The sequence below is a fragment of the Fusobacterium ulcerans ATCC 49185 genome, from assembly GCF_900683735.1.
In the GTDB taxonomy this organism is placed as follows: Bacteria; Fusobacteriota; Fusobacteriia; order Fusobacteriales; family Fusobacteriaceae; genus Fusobacterium_A; species Fusobacterium_A ulcerans_A.
The window spans coordinates 1214278-1230836 of record NZ_LR215979.1 but is presented as its reverse complement, the minus strand read 5'-3'; the positions used below and the strand labels follow the sequence as shown (position 1 = coordinate 1230836).

At 31.9% G+C, this 16559-nt stretch carries 18 protein-coding genes; all 18 read right to left on the bottom strand.

The features are described 5' to 3' along the window. Positions 1-2 precede the first annotated feature (2 nt). The 18 genes from E0E45_RS05525 to E0E45_RS05440 all read right to left on the bottom strand — a co-directional run bounded on the left by E0E45_RS05525 (position 3) and on the right by E0E45_RS05440 (position 16555). The gene (locus E0E45_RS05525) at positions 3-1760 is read right to left on the bottom strand and encodes a hypothetical protein (RefSeq protein ID WP_130890256.1); all 1758 of its coding nucleotides are present in this window, start codon (positions 1758-1760) and stop codon (positions 3-5) included. A gap of 1 nt (position 1761) precedes the next feature. Then, positions 1762-2475, bottom strand: coding sequence for a hypothetical protein (locus E0E45_RS05520; RefSeq protein WP_130890255.1), 714 nt, complete (start codon positions 2473-2475; stop codon positions 1762-1764). Positions 2476-2478: 3 nt separating this feature from the next. Continuing rightward, positions 2479-6945, bottom strand: coding sequence for a phage tail tape measure protein (locus E0E45_RS05515; protein ID WP_130890254.1), 4467 nt, complete (start codon positions 6943-6945; stop codon positions 2479-2481). A gap of 65 nt (positions 6946-7010) precedes the next feature. Next, positions 7011-7628 carry a Rha family transcriptional regulator gene (locus E0E45_RS05510; RefSeq protein ID WP_130890253.1) on the bottom strand — a complete coding sequence of 206 codons (618 nt, stop codon included), beginning with the start codon at positions 7626-7628 and terminating at the stop codon, positions 7011-7013. A 108-nt stretch (positions 7629-7736) separates the two neighbouring features. Then, complete coding sequence (locus tag E0E45_RS05505) at positions 7737-7919, bottom strand: CopG family transcriptional regulator (RefSeq protein WP_130890252.1); 183 nt, start codon at positions 7917-7919, stop codon at positions 7737-7739. A 96-nt stretch (positions 7920-8015) separates the two neighbouring features. Beyond that, positions 8016-8408: a hypothetical protein gene (locus E0E45_RS05500; RefSeq protein ID WP_130890251.1), complete on the bottom strand. Its 393-nt coding sequence runs from the start codon at positions 8406-8408 to the stop codon at positions 8016-8018. 128 nt (positions 8409-8536) lie between these two features. Further along, a complete protein-coding gene (locus E0E45_RS05495; protein WP_130890250.1) occupies positions 8537-8809 on the bottom strand; it encodes a Txe/YoeB family addiction module toxin in 273 nt (90 codons plus the stop codon). Next, on the bottom strand, positions 8803-9042 hold the full coding sequence (locus E0E45_RS05490; RefSeq protein ID WP_130890249.1) for a type II toxin-antitoxin system Phd/YefM family antitoxin: 240 nt from the start codon (positions 9040-9042) through the stop codon (positions 8803-8805). Before E0E45_RS05490 ends, E0E45_RS05495 begins: the two co-directional genes overlap by 7 nt. A 101-nt stretch (positions 9043-9143) precedes the next feature. Beyond that, positions 9144-9743 carry a hypothetical protein gene (locus tag E0E45_RS05485; RefSeq protein ID WP_130890248.1) on the bottom strand — a complete coding sequence of 200 codons (600 nt, stop codon included), beginning with the start codon at positions 9741-9743 and terminating at the stop codon, positions 9144-9146. Between the two features lie 94 nt (positions 9744-9837). Next, positions 9838-10641 (bottom strand): hypothetical protein, encoded by an 804-nt coding sequence (locus E0E45_RS05480; RefSeq protein ID WP_130890247.1) that lies wholly within the window; start codon positions 10639-10641, stop codon positions 9838-9840. After that, positions 10642-10965, bottom strand: a complete 324-nt coding sequence (locus tag E0E45_RS05475; protein ID WP_130890246.1) for a hypothetical protein — start codon at positions 10963-10965, stop codon at positions 10642-10644. It lies immediately after the preceding gene. Continuing rightward, the gene (locus E0E45_RS05470) at positions 10962-11288 is read right to left on the bottom strand and encodes an HK97 gp10 family phage protein (RefSeq protein WP_130890245.1); all 327 of its coding nucleotides are present in this window, start codon (positions 11286-11288) and stop codon (positions 10962-10964) included. Before E0E45_RS05470 ends, E0E45_RS05475 begins: the two co-directional genes overlap by 4 nt. Next, positions 11281-11631 carry a hypothetical protein gene (locus tag E0E45_RS05465; RefSeq protein WP_130890244.1) on the bottom strand — a complete coding sequence of 117 codons (351 nt, stop codon included), beginning with the start codon at positions 11629-11631 and terminating at the stop codon, positions 11281-11283. Before E0E45_RS05465 ends, E0E45_RS05470 begins: the two co-directional genes overlap by 8 nt. A 9-nt stretch (positions 11632-11640) precedes the next feature. Beyond that, entirely contained in the window at positions 11641-12069 is a 429-nt protein-coding gene (locus E0E45_RS05460; RefSeq protein ID WP_130890243.1) for a hypothetical protein, read from the bottom strand. 9 nt (positions 12070-12078) lie between these two features. After that, positions 12079-13203, bottom strand: a complete 1125-nt coding sequence (locus E0E45_RS05455; RefSeq protein WP_130890242.1) for a major capsid protein — start codon at positions 13201-13203, stop codon at positions 12079-12081. Positions 13204-13223: 20 nt separating this feature from the next. Then, entirely contained in the window at positions 13224-13865 is a 642-nt protein-coding gene (locus tag E0E45_RS05450) for a hypothetical protein (protein WP_130890241.1), read from the bottom strand. Between the two features lie 9 nt (positions 13866-13874). Next, a complete protein-coding gene (locus E0E45_RS05445; RefSeq protein ID WP_172604158.1) occupies positions 13875-14954 on the bottom strand; it encodes a phage minor capsid protein in 1080 nt (359 codons plus the stop codon). Further along, a complete protein-coding gene (locus E0E45_RS05440) occupies positions 14954-16555 on the bottom strand; it encodes a hypothetical protein (protein ID WP_130890239.1) in 1602 nt (533 codons plus the stop codon). Before E0E45_RS05440 ends, E0E45_RS05445 begins: the two co-directional genes overlap by 1 nt. Positions 16556-16559: the final 4 nt, after the last annotated feature.

Below are 16559 nucleotides of genomic sequence, written 5' to 3'. Positions count from 1 at the left end.
TTTTACCTCCTGTATATAATAATTTCCTTATCTTCTTTTATATTACTGTCATTATAAAGCCATTTATTAAGCTTATACTTTACCTTTCCACCACCTGTTATAGTTGTATAACAGCTCATTTCTCCCTCTTCTCCTATCTCTATATTATGTTGTATAGAGTAAGCTCTAAGATATAAAGGTGTATCTGTTATATTTTCTTGGAAATACCAGAGCTGGTCGTTAAGTTTTAACTTTGGCATTAAATCCATACTCATGTTGTAGTTTACAACTGGGTCTTTAAGGTCTGCCAGTGCCTGTTCTGCAAACTTCTGGGCTCTTTCCTCTGTGTTTATTATGTCCTCTGTTACATCTAGCCCTAGCGTTATTCTATTTTGTCTATATCTGTCTATACTGTCTTGGTCTCTAAGCTCTATCGTTTTGGTATTGTTCCCATCGTTTTTATCTTTATATATAACCTCTACTATATTTCTAACTCTTTTTAAATCTCCACTATAAGTAAAATCTTCTATAAGGTCTTTTTTTAGTATCTGGTATGTAATATAGCTGGCACTTACACTGTCTTCAAACAAAAGCACCTGTTTATTTTGCTCTCTGTTATAGTTAAAATACAAGCTCCAACCCTTAGCAAGTGCTAAATTTTGTATAGCTTCCCAGATGGTAACATTTTCTATTTTATATTTTTCTGTTAAAGTAGCTGTATTCTCTACATCATATAAGAATTCCATATCTGTAAAGCCATTATTATTTAAGATACTTCTTATAGTCTGTTCAAATGTCTGCCCTTCTGGATATTCCTCGTTTATAGCCATAACATCAAGGTCATAAGAAAAATCTTGGCATTCTATATTTACTTCATGGTATCCAGTACCTTCAAAAGACTTTATCTTCCCATCAAAAATTATCGTATCTTCCTGCCCTGCGTAATATAGAGCTATTACCAGCCTTTCTTTGGTAGGAATGGAAGTGTTCATTTTAACATTAATTCCCAGTACCTTATCCCCTTCTTTTACCTGTGTAACCTCTGTTATCCAGTATGGAAAATTCTCTGGGTCATTACTTTTTGCAAAGTATATATAATCTACTCCATATAACTCTGTAAAATACAAAGCTTCAAAGTAGCCCTCTCCACTTTCTACCCAGCTATATTTGTAGTATCCTATTATTTCTATTACATCAGGATTCACATTTGGGATAAAATAAGTATCTTTATTCAATCCCTCTATTTCTACCCTGTCACTGTCCAAGTCCTCTGCCGTTACTATAACCAGAAAGTTTACCTTTTCATACTCCTTTACTTCTCTATTAAAATACACATACAAACTATTATTAAGTATTGTTGTATTTGTAATTTCTAAATCTGCTTCAGTGGGAGAAAGGGACTGTATTCCATCATATACACTGCTTATTTTTATTTGTTCCATTCTCTCTATATTCTGCAAAAATATGTAGTTTTTCCCTAATCCTGTTAAAGATAGATTATAGTAGTTTGTAGACTTAGCAGTTCTTACCTTAATCCTTACCCGCCTACCTGCCTGAAACTGGTTTGTTTCAAGAATAGGAGAGGCAGTTAACATATTATTCTTGTCATTATGTATTGTTAGGTTAGAAAATTTCTTCAAGCTGTCTATTCCAAAATCTTCACTTCCTACCTCTGCAATATTTCCCAGATTTATTGTTGTAGTTCCTACCACCTGCCCTGTAAAGTCTTGCCATACTCCTTCATTATCAAGAAGTTCATATTTAAGTTTAAAATCCCGCATTTTATACCTCCTCTAAAGTAAAGGTATAAGTTACAATGTCTACAAGTTTAGAATTTATAAAAGCTTGGGAATTTATTTCCTGCACTTCTTCTATTAGAACAACTGTATAATCTTTATTTTTATAAGTAAATGTTTTATAGTTCCCTATTCCGCTATACAATAGACTTTCAAACTTTTCTATTGTATTACTGTAGACATTTGGAGATAACATATATTCTTCATCTGCAAGAGGGATAGTTGTTATATTAAATCTTTTCTTTTTCTTGCTGTCTAAAGTTGTAGAAGTAATTATATTCCCTTCGTGGTTTCTTTTAGAACTCATCATTGTAAAAAATCCATCTGTGGAGATAGAGGCTATACAATTAAGCCTCACTCCATTTAAAATTATCCCGCTGTCTTTAGGTGCTTCCCCTTCATAAAAAAGGTTCCCTATATATTCCTCACTCTCTTCACAAATAAAGGTCAGTTCTGTAAAATTTTTAAGCTGTGCTGCCATTCCATAGGTTAAGTCAAGGGCTGCTATCTCTCCTTTTAATTCTATTTTAGGTTCAAATAAAATATTATCTTCCAGAGGTACAGCCCATGCTGGAATAGTAAAGTTTGGATTTATTCCATGGGTAAGCTGTAAACTAAATTCTATACTTACCTGAGAACCTTCCTTACTTATCACTATTTCATGTTCTGTATTATTTGCTTTTATAGTTTCCGTTCTCACTTTCTACCCCCTTCCTATTCCGTTCCCGCTTCTTCTGCTTCTTTGCATAGAATTATTAACAGTTTTTATTATATATCTGTCCATTTCTTTACCATTAAGCATTACTGGTATTTCTATTGTCTGGTTATTCTCTATTCTTACAGGTTCTTTTAATCCCAAATTTTGTTTCCATAAATTAGTTGCTATACCAGTAACAACGTTTTTACTCATATTCTTATTTAATGTATCCATGCTATTTGTTAAATTGTCCATGTTCATTCCAAGTTCCTTAAAGAGATCTTCTAGTTTTTCATTAGACATCTCCATATACTTTTTAATAAGGTCTATGTACTGCGTAAAAGTAAGATTCTCTAGGTTTCCAGTATCCAAATCTATTCCTAAGTTTCCATCTGCTTTAAACATTTCTTTTACATAATCAGCCACCTTATCTGATAAGCCATTAAATAAGTTTTTGGAAATTTCTGTATTTATAAAGGCATTCTTTAAACTATTAGCTAGCATTTTTTCTATATTATCCCCTAAGTCATCTAATCCATCAAAGAATCCATTTTTTACAACAGAAGCCAGACTGTCTGCAGAAAAGTCTATAATTCCTTTTATAGTTTCTTTTAAAGTTTTTTCCAGTTCTCTATTAGCTGTTGTTATTTGCTGTGCAAGTGCGGATATATCTACTTGTCCGTATTTCCCTTCCCCTGTAGTTAGATATCCATTATTTAATACTGCCCCACCAGCTACAGATTTAAACCAGTCCATTATTTGCTGTTCATCATACTGTGGCATTAAATTTTTTAATGTTTCCATAGAAACCCCATAATTTCCCTTAGAAGCTTCTAGGTCAGATAAGATATTATCATAGTTTGTGTTAGCTGCCACTTTATCATAGATTCCTAAATAGCTACCCATACCCATTCTTGCTAAATCTTCGTTATATTCTTCAACAACATCTTGCCACTTAAATTGTCCAGAAATAAGTCCTTTCTGCAATCTTTCCTGTGCTGCTTTTCTCTTTCTTGCTTCTCTCTTAGCCTTCTTCTTTTTACTTCTACCAAATACAGAACCTACAGCCCCACCAAGTACACCACCTACAACGCTTCCTACTGCACTTCCTGCTGGTCCCAATACCATTCCTGCCCCTGCTCCCAAAAGGCTTCCAATATTTCCCTCTGCTCCTCCGCCTAGTGCTCCAGATACTGCACTCCCTATTCCTGCACCCATACCAAAGTTTTTAAACCCTGCCATTTCAGCCACTCCGTCTGTGCCAAATATACTACCTAAAAATTTAGTTCCTACATCTCCACTTTTGGAAATAGTATCAAAAATGGTACTTCCCACATTTGCTATGTTTGCCAAATTTTTAACTGCTGTACTATTTGTATTATCTCCTATTGCTTGGAATAGTCCAGCTAAATTTCTAAGATTAGTGCTCATTTTGTTGATAGCTTCTGTATTTTTATCTTGTGCATCTTTTGCGTCTTTGTCTGCCTTTTCTTTTTCTGCATTAGCCTCTGTTAAACTTATTTCTGCTACAATAGCTTCTGTATTTGCCTTTTTTTCTTTATCTGTAGAATAATAAGTGTTATCTTTTTTATTCTTCAATGTTCCTATCTTCTTTTCTGTTTCGGCTTCTCTCTTAGCTTCCTCATAGGCTTTTTTTACTGCTTCAATTTCTTCTTTAGTCCCCTGTCCTTTAAGGTCTGCCATGGCTTTGTTATATTCTTCTGTAGCTTTTAACATTTTGTTATTATAGTCTGTATCTACTTTAAGTTGTTCCTCTTTATATCTTTTATCTACTTCTTTCTTAGCTTCTTCCTCTGCTTTTTTTCTTTGCTTTTCTGCTTCTTCTTGTTGCTTTATATCTGTTTCAAAGTCTGTTTTATTCCTGTTAGATGTTATATCTTTTATTTCATTTTCAAGTAATTTTATTTCTTCTTCTACTCTATCCCTTTCATTTTTTGGAGAATTAACAATAGAAGCTCCTAATCTTTCTACTTCATTTTTTTTAGTTTCTACTTTTTTCTTATCCTCTATTTTTCCTTTGTTTCTTTCATATTCTATATCTAATTTTTCTTTTGCTTTTATTTTGTCTTCCAAAGGTAAATTTTTTATTTTATCAAGTTCTTTACTATAGTTGTCCATAAGAACAGACAATTCTTTTGTGGCAGTATCTTTTATTTGTTTTTTTATTGCTTCATAGTTTGTATTATTCCCACTAGAAGCTGCATTTTGATATTTAGAAAGTTCCTTATTTAAATCAACTATTTCATTATCAATTTTTTTTTGAATTTCTGGATTTTTGCTCCCCACTCCTTGCAACTGCTTTATTCTTCCTTCGATTCTTTCTGCTTCTTTTCTCTTTTCTTGCTCTATATTTTTCAATTCTTTAATAGCATTTTTATATTCCTCGTCGTTTTGGATTGGGTTTGTAAGCTGGTAATCTTTGGACTTTTTATAATAGGAAGATTTTATTCTTGCTAAATTATCCCTTACTTCTTTTTCTCTATCTAATACAGTTCTAGGTTTAGAAGGCTCTTTGATTATTCCATTAGCTTTGTCAAGCTCTATTTCTTTTCCCTTTTTTATTTTAATTTTATCCTGAAGTTCTTCTTGTAATCTGCTTCTTTGAAGTGCCGCCTCTGACAATTCAGAGTATAGCTGACTATCAATTTCTTTTAATTTAGCCTTTTGCTTACTATCCAGTTGATCCCAGATTATCCCTTTTTCGCCTTCTAAATTTTCTCCATTTTTTCTAAGTTTATATTTTATCTCAGAATTTCTTCTTAATAGTATATTATTTTTATCTCTTATAGAGTTTTCAGTTTCTTCAACATCTTTTTTAGCAGTAGAATAACTTATTTCACTAGCTACTCTATTAACTTCTTCTTGCCTTTTCTTTATTAAAGATAGTACTTCTGCGTAATTTCCACCTTCTAAACTCCATTTTTTATATGCTTCCGCTACTTCTGGAGCCAGTATCTCTAATACTCGCAAAGCTTCGTTTAGCTTTTTTTGTTCTTCTTCATTTAAAGATTGTTTCTTAGACAGCTCATCTAAAGTTCTTAAATTATTATCTAATTCATTATTTAATTTTTGTCTATAGGCAATTTCCTTATCTATGCCAGCTACTGCATCCCCTACAGTAGCCATCATCTCTCCTGCTACTGCTCCAATATTCTGCTTTAATATTTGCCAATAGTTCCCAGCTCTTGCAAGTCTTTTCTCTTGTGTATTTAGTAGATTTTCAAAATTCCTATCTAATTCATTCACTGGGTCATTTATAGCTCTTAATTTTTCTATATATCCATCTATATCATTACCTAGATTCAGCCAGAAACTTTTTGCCTCTTTTCTGCCAAATAAGCTTTCTATATTAAAATTATTAGCATTAGAATACCCTTTCAACATCTTTAAAATACCTTCAAGGCTTCCTCCACCTTGCATAAAACTATTAATACTTTGCCCTGCTATTTGATTGAATAATTTAGATACATCACTTCCGGTGTCTAGCAATTCATATAAGAATGCCCCCATTTGTGTCTGTGCTACTTCCGCCTTACTTCCTTTAGCTGTAAGTAACGCAATAGAAGCCCCTATCTCCTCTATTTGAATGCCTAATTCTTTAGCTGTAGGAACTGTTTTATATAGTTGTTGCTGGAATTCCTGTACTGTAAGTTTTCCCACTTTTTGTGTTCTTACAAATACATTAGCTACTCTACTAGCTTCTTCTATTGCAATATTATAGGCATTTAAAACTGTTGTAAGTCCATCAACAGCCTCATTTGTAGAAGAAAACCCAGTTACAGCCAGCTTATTTGCAGTTTCTAACAAAGTATATTTTTTATATGTATCTCCTATAGCAGAAACAGTCTGGTAAAGTCCTTCTCTTAATTCTCCTAGATTTGTACCTGTCTTTTTTCCCATACTGTTTATGTTATAATCTATTTCAAGCCCACTAGCTCCAGAAATAGTTCTTATCTTTTCATTTGCATACTCCATCTGCCTATTAAATTTAGAACCCTCTGTTACCATTTGTTTCATGCCAGATATAGCTCTATTTATTCCACTTGCAACTAAATTACCAACAGCAATATCCATTAACCCAAATATTTTATTTGTTTCTTTAGATTGCTTTTTCCCTTCTCCTAAAGCTTTGTGCATTTCTTTTAATCTATCAGCTAGTTCTTTAGCTTGTTTGCTTCCTTCAGCGAAATGGATAGCTTTAGCTTTTAAGGCTATTGCCTCTATTTCGGATTTTAATATTTTTATATCTTCAGGAGAAAAGGCTTTTTTATTCAATTTTATTTCGTTTACTCTTTTCCCTAAAAGATTAGCCTCTTCTTTAGCTTCTTTTAAAGGATTCTTTGGAACTTTTATTTCTGCTTCTACTTCTATTTTTGTATCATTTAACCCATCTATTTTCTTTTCAGCCTGTGTGGTATCCGCTGTTACTATAATTTTTATATCTTCTTGCATTTCATCAACTCCTTTATTTTTGGTAATAAAAAACCCCTCAACTAAATATCTGAGGGGTAAAATAACTATTTAACTTTAATTTCTATGCTGCCATCATTATTTTTTTCTAATACTAAAGATGGTAATTCTTCTTTTGTTGCATCGTATTGTTCTGGATCTTTAAAATCTTTAAATCTCTCCACAACAAATACTGTTTTATAACTTATATCATCAACTATTTTTTTATATTCTGTTTCAAGTAACTCAAAGAGATAAGAAATCATATTTTCTATATGCTCAGCTCTATCTGTTCTATCTCTTACTCTTTTTATTAACCAATCAAACTTTTTATTAACTTTTATTTGTTCTAAATTATCGTGCGATTGTTTTATAAAATTTTCCATTTCATTGAACCTATTAATATATGCCATTTTAAATTCTGTAAAGCCTTGAACATGAAACATATAAAGTGTAAATCCATCTTTTGTGAGTTTGTATTCTCTATTCATTTTCCCATTTTTAGCTTTGTACTTCCCTTCGATTAATAGAGCTGAGATTTCGGCTCTACTATTTTCCTTAATGTTATCAATGCTTTCAAGTACGTTTTTATGCCTTTTCCCTAAGCCATCAGCTAAAGTCCTACTACTAACATAATACCCAATTTTTTCATCAAATTCTAAATTTAAATTTAATATTTCATTCATAATATCTTCCTCCCTTGATTATCAGAGAGAAAACTGATATAATGGATTTATCAGAATTCTTTCTGACACTGTAGAGTGTTAAGAATCCTTGGTTGGGGGATTAACACTCTATTTTTTATTGTCTAGTTCAACCTTTAACATCTTAATACCTTCTATTATTGTATCTGTTCTAGTTTTATTAAGTTTATTTGCACATTCTTGAATTAAATCTAATTCTTCTTGTCTTAACCTAATATTTAACTTTTTATCTCTGGTATTATCTGCTTTGGGTCTACCAGTTCTTGGACTCATTCCATCACCTCACTTTTTGTCCTTACACTAATTTTAAATCAGCACGCCCAAAAAGTCAAGTTTTATTTTTAACAAAAAAGTAAAAACCTCAGATTTTCACCTGAGATCTATTTTATAATGTATTTTTCTTTCTTTTTCTTCACTATTTTTTTTCTCACTATTTTTTTCATTCTGCTCAAGGATATATTCCATTTCAGCTTGTGCTTTAGCTTCTAAAATAGATAAGTCTTTTGTGTCCATTAACTCTTTTGTCCTTTTTGCTATATATACTTCTCTTTCTTCTGTTATTTCTTTTTCTTTCTTTTGATTTTCCTGAATTTTTTCTAATTCTTTTTTAGATTCTTCAGCAATTTTTCTGTCCTTTGCTCCACTGCCTCCAACTAACATTAAAACGATTCCTACTATTATAATAAAGAATCCTACTGCTCCCCCACCTAACAATAAGCTAAGAATCCCTATTATCAATAGTATAATCCCTAATATTCTCATTCACATCTCTCCCTTTAAAATTATAGTTAGTATATTATTAACCTATAATCCTATAAAAGTCAAGAATGAAAATCCCCCAGTATAAAAACTGAGGGATTGAGTATTATTCTATTTTTAGTTCTGCCTGTTTAAAATTCATAATGTGTCCACATACTCACAATCATTATTGTTTTTTCTTCTTCTAGTACCCTATAAACTAATCTGTGTTGCCTGTTTATTCTTCTAGAATATAATCCTTTTAAATTACCTACCAAGCTTTCATATGGTGGTGGATTTTTAAACGGTTCTACTTTTATAAGCTCTAATAATTTCTCCACAGTTCTTTTTAAAGCTGGTTGTTGCTTTATTTTTTCTTTATCTTTTAAAGCTTGTTTTAAAATTACTAACTTATATTCTACCATTTAAATTCCTCACACTCTTCCAATGTAGCTTTTAATCCAGCCTCAAGTCTTTCTTTCATTTCTGGGTTAGAACATAAATATAAAGTTTCTAGTAGTCCATTATACTCTGCTTCACTTATTATAACAACATTACCCTTTTTAGTATTTACATTAATAATATCATTATATTCTATTGCAGAATCTAAATAAGTAAAAAGATTATTTCTTAAATTTGTAGCATTCGTATTAGTCATATTCATCACCTTCCTTATATGTACATTATAACGTACATACATAGAAATGTCAATACTTTTTTCCTCAGATATATTTATTTTCCAATGTCCTATTTTTAATTTTATCTTTTCTTATCTAGCAGCTTACTTACTTTAGCAAACATAGAATAATCTCTATATTCTTGCTTTTTCTCTCTTCCTAGTATGTCTATAGCTGTTTTATTTCCCATTATTCCAGCCATTGTATTAATTATTGCATTTGTATGTATAACTTCTCTTTCTAGCTTCTTGTAATCTGCTTCAAATATAAGGTTTATATCCCAGTAAGACATATTTAATACCTCTTCTTGTGTATACCCCTTACTCATCAATGTAATAATAAGCTCTCTAAAATCCGTTTTAACAGGCTCTCTGTTTTCTGTTTGGGTATTTGTCTTGCTCTCTAGTTCAAACGGGTTTCCTGCTTCTCCTATAAGTTTTTGGAATAATTTATATAGTGCCTCATAGCTCTCTTTTACTGCTGGATAGCTCTGCAAGAAATATTCATAACTATATTCATATCCATGTAGAGATGCATGGATAATTCTTGTTATAGTTTCAAAATCCCTTTCTCCTGCCTTTGTGTACATTTCTGTTTCATCTACATAATGTTTACTTAGCTTTAGTCTTGCCCTTAAATCAAGCTTTAATTTATATTCATTCCCATTTATTTCTAATTTCATTCATTCCTCCTATTTCCCTTATTCTTTTAAATAAAAATACCTTATATTCTTACCTAAAAGGATAAGGAGAAAGGGGATTACTCCCCCTCTGCTCCTACTCTGTATATACTTTCTTTTCTATCATTCCTGATTGAAGTTTTAAGCTTGCTGTATAAGATAAAGCACTTCCGCCATCAAGAGTTCCCGAATGTGTAAACTCTGTTACTTTATACACTCCCTCTATATATGGAGCATTTTTCTTTTTAATAGCTCCATTTCTCGCCTTAATAGTATGTTCTCCATCAAATGCGAAGTTTAATGAAGCTACCGAAGGGAAAGAAGGATCGTAATACCCTTGTATTCCATCAATAGAAGATGTTTTAAGTCCTCCTATTGCACTTTCATACCCATTTGAATGTTTATTGTTAGTGCTTATGTCTGCCTGCTGCTCTGTAGATGTAAAATCTGTTATTTGTGCTATATCTATAAATCCATCATTTTCCAGTAAAATTGCATTTGTAAAAGCTGTGTCTTTTGACTCGTTTGCTAGTGTAATTTCTCCCTCTGCTATAGCTGTTACTTTTATTATTTCCACTAGATTAGGATTAGCCATTCCTTTATAATCCCCTGCTTTAGCTAATGTTTCTAGTTCTGTATTTTTAAATAAAGCTAAAACTATATGTTTTGGATCTGGAATTGCTGTTATTGTTACTCCTTCTTTTAAAGCAAATTTACTACCTGCTATTGTCCCTTCTAACATTTCCATTTTTGGAACTACAACTTTCATAGCTTCAGTATATTCGCTTTCATTCTTTATAGCTTCATATGACTGCATTCCAATGTAAAGCCCTGCTCCATTTGGCTGTACTTCTAAATATCTCTCTTTACTGTTATGTATTTTTTCTTTTATATCTTGCATTTATATCCCTCCTGCACTTAAATTAATAGAATAACTGTGTTTGTTGTTATACTCCCCTATATAGGATTCTGTTATGTTATAACAGTTAAGTTCTTCTAATTTTGTTCTTATTTTTTCTGCTATATCCTTACACTCTAAATACCCATCTTGGCTATCTGTTATACAGATTAAAACTTGTATTCTTCCACCTCTAGTATGTTTAGATGTATCTTTTAGAATAGTTTCTGTTACAAATATCCCTTTATCTGCTGTATTAGAATACCCAAAGTCTGCTTTTATCCCAAGTTCTAATTTATTTATCTCTGTAACTATTTTTCTAATCATTTTTTTACCTCTGCTTTTATAAAGGTTTGTATCTTATCTTTTTCCTCATAGAAAGGTTTTTCTATAAATTTATATCCAGTTCCAGGTGTTGTATAATTTATTTTTGGTATTTCATGGACATAAACATTATAGGGAGCTATTGCCCCACTGCTCCCCACTTCTACAGTTAAGTTATCTGCAGTTGCCTTTTTTATGTATATACTTCTCCTTAGTTCCCCTGTGTCCATTGGAGTAACATCTATAACCTTGCCTTTTAAATGTTCTCCGAAATTATTTAAGCCTCTTGCTACTGCCACATCTAATTTATTCTTTATATTAGACATAATAAATCCACTCTATTGGAGGTTTTCTTATTCTTGCCACTTCCTCCATAGTTATTATTTTTTTAGCTGCTGTACTTGGTCTGTCTCCTTCTGTTTCTCTCTGCTCTATAAGAATATTTTTTCTTATGTCTAGGAGCAAGGGAACAAGGGCATTTCCTACAGAAGAAACGCCATCACCTTTGGTATTCCTTATAGTTTTTATAGAGTTTTCCCATGTTCCCTGTACAACTGTTTTTTTCCATACCTTTGTTGGTCTATGGTATTGGTCCAATTCCCCTTCTGTCTCTTCCCAAATGGTTATTTTATCCCTATTGTATCCGAGTCTATCTCTTAAACTTCCCATAAACCCCTCCTACGATATACTTACAGATTTTCTTATATATCTTTCTAAAGTTTTTATAGATTCCAGATTATTAAATCCATATTTTGCTAATTCTTCCAGTTTATTGCCAGAATTATATGTAACACTTGCAGTTTTGTCACTTTCCGCAATTATTCCGTTTCTGTAAGGCAACAATATATCAGTTTCTTTACTTAAAGCCATATAAGCACTTTCTAAAGCACAAGCTATTTTTATATCTACTCCTATTTCTTTTTGATATATAAGGGGAAAGGCATTTTCTGCACTTCCCCTATAAGCTATATCAAGACTGTTTATCTTAGCAGTAGCTTTATCTAAGAAATATCGTTTCTTTTCAGGAGAAAAGGTTGAATATTCTGAGTATTCTTTTAGCTCAAATTCAAGTATTTTTTCTGCTTCCTCTACTGTTAGATAACTCATAAGATCACCCTATTTCTTTTTTGGAGCTTCTTCAACTTGTGTTTCTTCAACTGGTATTTCTCCATTTAGAACTGAAGCTCCAGAAACAACTTTTTCTTCAACTCTATGTTTTAAAAGAATAACTGCTATTTGTTTAGTTGGGTATGCTGCTTCCCAGTTAGTTCCTTTTATTAACTCAACATCTGGATTTATAACTTCATCTGTTGCCCCTTTCCATTTTGTTCCTCTTACATGGAAAATATGGTTCTTTCTTACTGTAATCCCTTCTTCTTCATAGTGTGGTATTTTCCCTATTTCTACTGGGTATTGTTCTCCGCCTCTACCATATGCAATAGCTCCTGCTACAAATAAGTAAGTTTTATATACTCCATCTGTATCTGGTTTTATAGCATCATCTACTATAACCCTTCTTTTTCCATAGTATTCTATCGGCAACCCTGCCTGATCTGCATTTGTTTGTACAGTTATTAAGTTTTGCTCTTTTAATAGTGTATATGTAGCCGAGTGCATTGCTATAGCTACTGTTTGGTCTTGCCTATCTCCTAGTAATCCTTGTGCTCTTATTAATGCTTTTGGAGAGAAAACAGCCTCTTTCCCTGTTAAAGTAGAAATATCTAAAACATTTTTAGACATATCTGTAGAAGCAAATACTCCATCAAGTAATTGGAATATTCTTTTTTGGTCTAGATTTGTAATTTTATGTCCAACCTTCGATTGTATAGCACCCATTGCATCGCTTCCAGCAAGTTCAGAAGCAAAAGAAGAGGCTCCTGCTCTATATACATCAAAACATTTTACTGCTACTTCTTTTTTAGCAGAGATCTTATTAAATTTAGGTGCTCCAGCATCATCATTATCTTTTCTTTGCTCATATCCACCCTCTAGTTCATCCCAATAAGGCATATTAATTGTGTACCCTGCCCCTGCTGCTAAATTGTCAAATTCTGGAGTTCTTACAAGTACCCCAGATTGATAAAAGGCATTTAATTCTAATGGATTTTTATTTATATATCCTGCAAATATCTCTGGTATTATCACATCTGCTATTCTTGTTGGTGTAGGTGTTCCAAATAGTTGTATTAAGAACCCTTGTGTTTTTAAATAATTGTCAACTCTCATTTTTTTGTTTTCCATTTCTTATCACTCCCTTTAAATTAATATTTATATCCTGTTTCTTCCATGTACTGTATAGCTAATTCCTTGTTTTCTTTGTATAGCTTTGTTTGTTCTCCTGTGTTCCAATTTTCTGCTAACCAAGGATTTTTTGGTGTTCCACCTTTCCCGTTTTTAAATCCTCCACCTGTATCGTTTCCTTCTTCATCTTCTTGAGTATTAAACAGTGTGGCAAATTTTGTTTTTAGTCCTGTTACTTGTTCTTCTAACCCTTTTATATTTAAATCTTCATCTAAAACAATTTTTTCAGCATCCAAGTGTGGTTTTAATAAGTCTGCCTTATCTCCTAAAGCCTTTCTTATTTCATAATCTTTAATTTTACCTTGGTATTTCCCTGCCTGCTCATTTAATACAGATTTTGGAACAAGTTCAAGAGCTATGTCCTCATCTGTAATATCTTTTTCAGTTTTCCCAAGTTTTCCAGCAAGAAATTTTCTTGTATTCGCTGCTGCTAGTTCCTCATTTAAAGTACTATTTTCTGTTAAATATTTTTTTACCCCTTCATCTGTATATTTCGCTTCCACTTCCTTTGCTGCTACAATATTCAAGGCTGTTAGTGCTGTTATAAATTCTTTATTCCCTTTGTTCTTTGTTATCTCTGCCAATAACTCTTCTATTGTCATATTTTCCTCCTATAACTCCTTAATTTTATCTTTTAAGTCTCTTATTTTTATATTTATCTCTCTATTTTTTCTTCTTAACACTGCTTTTTGGTCTTCGTTCTCAATTACATCTATTTTTTCTTTTATCCCTTTTTTTAATCTTTCAAGTCTGTTTATTTCCTGTTTAAGATTATATTTCTCTATCATTTTTGGACTTCTATTATCTTTTTGTTCCTTAGAAAGTTTTTTATTTTCTTCTATCTCTTTTTCTGTATAGCCTTCCTCAAAATAGCCAGATAAAAGGTGCTTACAGTTAGGGTGTATACTTTTATATCCTTTGTTAAAGCCTGGAATATCATACAGATATGGATATTTCTTTATCCTCTTATCTAGGCTATATACTCGACCTTCTGCATATTTAGCACAAGTTTCACAGGTCCAATAATGTTTAGAAAATTTTACAAGATTATTTTTTGTGTCTTTTACTGCTTGGATTGAAGCTGTATTTTTAGCCTGTTGGAACATTGTATTTAAATTCATCTTTGCATATGCTGGTAAAGACATCCTTATATGCTTCCCTTTATCTGTTTTAAGGTTAAAATATAGATTATCTTTAAGTTTTCCTGTTACATCTACTATCGCTTGTTCTTTACTTTTTCCAAGTTCTCTTAATACTAGCTCATCTCTCAATATTTTATTAAGTTCAGATGTATCTCTTTTCTCCTGCTCTGTGAAGAAAGATTGTATCTGCTTCCCTATACCTTTTTCAGCTCTGTTAAGCTTGTCATTAAAGATTTTATATAGTCCATTAACATTCTCTATGTCTATCTCTGTAAACTTCGTATAATCAAAGTCTAGAGCTACATTATTTATCCTTATGCTACTTTCTATCTCTTTTATTTTTCTATTAAGATATTCATCATTTAAGGTCATCTGTATTATTTTTTTCTGCTCCTTGATTTCTTCAAAAGCTTTCTTTAGGTTTAGGAGCAAAGCTCTTTCATAATCAATTTTTTTTCCTACTTTCAAGTTCTCTTCAAATACTTTTATAAGGTCATTTAGAGCCTGTTCATAAAGTTTTATAAGATAGTCTCTTTTGTCTTTAGCCACTATTCATCATTACCTCCTATATCTTCTTCTGTCACTGTATCCACAACTATTCCAGATAGTTTGTTTTGCTCTTCTGCTATCCTTTCAAGTTCTTTGTCTGCTGCTTCCTCTGTATATCCTTTGCTTATTAAATAAGTTTTTCTAGATTTTAACTTGTTGTTTATTTCCATAGAGGCATTTTCTGTCTCTTCCTTTTCAGATAGAGATATTCCATCGCTGAACTCTATATCTAGTTTAGAAAACTCTTTTCCTGTTTCTAATTTGTAAGCTTGGCTGTATAGTGCAAGAAGAGGGGTATATATATTGTTAACTATATCCCTAGCTTTATTTAAAGTAGGTGTTATGGCTTTTTTAAATGCTTCTCCACTGCTAATACTTCCCCCATCTGTTACTAATCCAAGTGCCACTGCATTTACTCCTAATTGACTATAAGCATTGGAGTAGTTTAATTCTAAGTGCCTATAAATAGTGTCTACATGGGAAGTTGGGGGCTCTACATATTTCATTCCCCCTATCCACTTTGGATCACTGATGATATGGTATCTTCCCTGCTTTACTGTTTTTTGTTCTTGATAGTCTGCTCCTAATACATTTTCTTTCCAAGTAGGAACTATAGAAACTTGGGTTTCAGATACATCTGGACCTATCATATTGGGATTATTTACCTTATTAAATAAATAACTGTTAGAAGTCATTCTTATAGTCATTTCTAAGAATGTAGAAGATAAGCCATTGTAAATACTTTCTGCGTATAACTCTCCAATATCCTTATCCAATCCCATAAAGTTTTGTATATCATAATCTTCTAGCTCTGTATTTATAGTATATTCAAAACCTCTCTGTCCCTTTTTAGAAGTATCTTTTATATTTTTTCCTACTGTAAAAGCTCTATCTATTGCAGATAAAGGTATTTGTGCTCCAATTTTATTACCAGCATATCTATAGGCTCTTACTATGTTCTTACCTTTAAGATGTAGCTCTACATATAAACCATCTTCTTCTTTTCCATTTATTTTTAATCTTTCTTCATAATACAGGTATGCTCCAAGTCTTCTGGCATTGTGCAATGCTGGTATAAGAAGTATATTTTCTGCTGGTAAAGGTGTCAGTTCTGCTTTTTTATCTATTCTTTCTATCTTGGTATAACAATTCCCAAGTGTTAGCTGTTCCGTTACCATTTCTTTTAATTTAGAATGTATAGTTTCTCTTTTTTCAAACTCTTTTACCCATTTGTCTTCTTCCTCCACCCCTGTGACAACAATAGGCTTTTCCCCTACAGAAAAATTTTTAAGTACAGTTATTGCACTCTTTGGCAAAGTACATTCCACTATAAGATCTTCTATTGTCAATTTTTGATTATTTACTGTATATGGAATAAACCTATTGTCAAGGTGGTATCCTATATATCCATCTTCATTCAACCAAGCTGCCACTTCATCTTGCAGTCTCAAATTTTTTATAAGTCTTGTTTTAAAGAATCTTCCCACATGATTTTCTCTAAATTCTTTATATTTATTGTATTTAGATACTCGACTATAATCTTTATCACTCTTAAAGTCTTCTCCAACTTTAAAAATATCATTAAAAGTTATTTCTCTCATATCC

Excerpts from the sequence above, each read along its gene's own strand:
- E0E45_RS05525 (WP_130890256.1), bottom strand. The coding sequence starts at position 1,760 with ATGCGGGATTTTAAACTTAAATATGAACTTCTTGATAATGAAGGAGTA.
- E0E45_RS05515 (WP_130890254.1), bottom strand. The coding sequence starts at position 6,945 with ATGCAAGAAGATATAAAAATTATAGTAACAGCGGATACCACACAGGCT.
- E0E45_RS05510 (WP_130890253.1), bottom strand. The coding sequence starts at position 7,628 with ATGAATGAAATATTAAATTTAAATTTAGAATTTGATGAAAAAATTGGG.
- E0E45_RS05505 (WP_130890252.1), bottom strand. The coding sequence starts at position 7,919 with ATGAGTCCAAGAACTGGTAGACCCAAAGCAGATAATACCAGAGATAAA.
- E0E45_RS05500 (WP_130890251.1), bottom strand. The coding sequence starts at position 8,408 with ATGAGAATATTAGGGATTATACTATTGATAATAGGGATTCTTAGCTTA.
- E0E45_RS05495 (WP_130890250.1), bottom strand. The coding sequence starts at position 8,809 with ATGGTAGAATATAAGTTAGTAATTTTAAAACAAGCTTTAAAAGATAAA.
- E0E45_RS05490 (WP_130890249.1), bottom strand. The coding sequence starts at position 9,042 with ATGACTAATACGAATGCTACAAATTTAAGAAATAATCTTTTTACTTAT.
- E0E45_RS05485 (WP_130890248.1), bottom strand. The coding sequence starts at position 9,743 with ATGAAATTAGAAATAAATGGGAATGAATATAAATTAAAGCTTGATTTA.
- E0E45_RS05480 (WP_130890247.1), bottom strand. The coding sequence starts at position 10,641 with ATGCAAGATATAAAAGAAAAAATACATAACAGTAAAGAGAGATATTTA.
- E0E45_RS05475 (WP_130890246.1), bottom strand. The coding sequence starts at position 10,965 with ATGATTAGAAAAATAGTTACAGAGATAAATAAATTAGAACTTGGGATA.
- E0E45_RS05470 (WP_130890245.1), bottom strand. The coding sequence starts at position 11,288 with ATGTCTAATATAAAGAATAAATTAGATGTGGCAGTAGCAAGAGGCTTA.
- E0E45_RS05465 (WP_130890244.1), bottom strand. The coding sequence starts at position 11,631 with ATGGGAAGTTTAAGAGATAGACTCGGATACAATAGGGATAAAATAACC.
- E0E45_RS05460 (WP_130890243.1), bottom strand. The coding sequence starts at position 12,069 with ATGAGTTATCTAACAGTAGAGGAAGCAGAAAAAATACTTGAATTTGAG.
- E0E45_RS05455 (WP_130890242.1), bottom strand. The coding sequence starts at position 13,203 with ATGGAAAACAAAAAAATGAGAGTTGACAATTATTTAAAAACACAAGGG.
- E0E45_RS05450 (WP_130890241.1), bottom strand. The coding sequence starts at position 13,865 with ATGACAATAGAAGAGTTATTGGCAGAGATAACAAAGAACAAAGGGAAT.
- E0E45_RS05440 (WP_130890239.1), bottom strand. The coding sequence starts at position 16,555 with ATGAGAGAAATAACTTTTAATGATATTTTTAAAGTTGGAGAAGACTTT.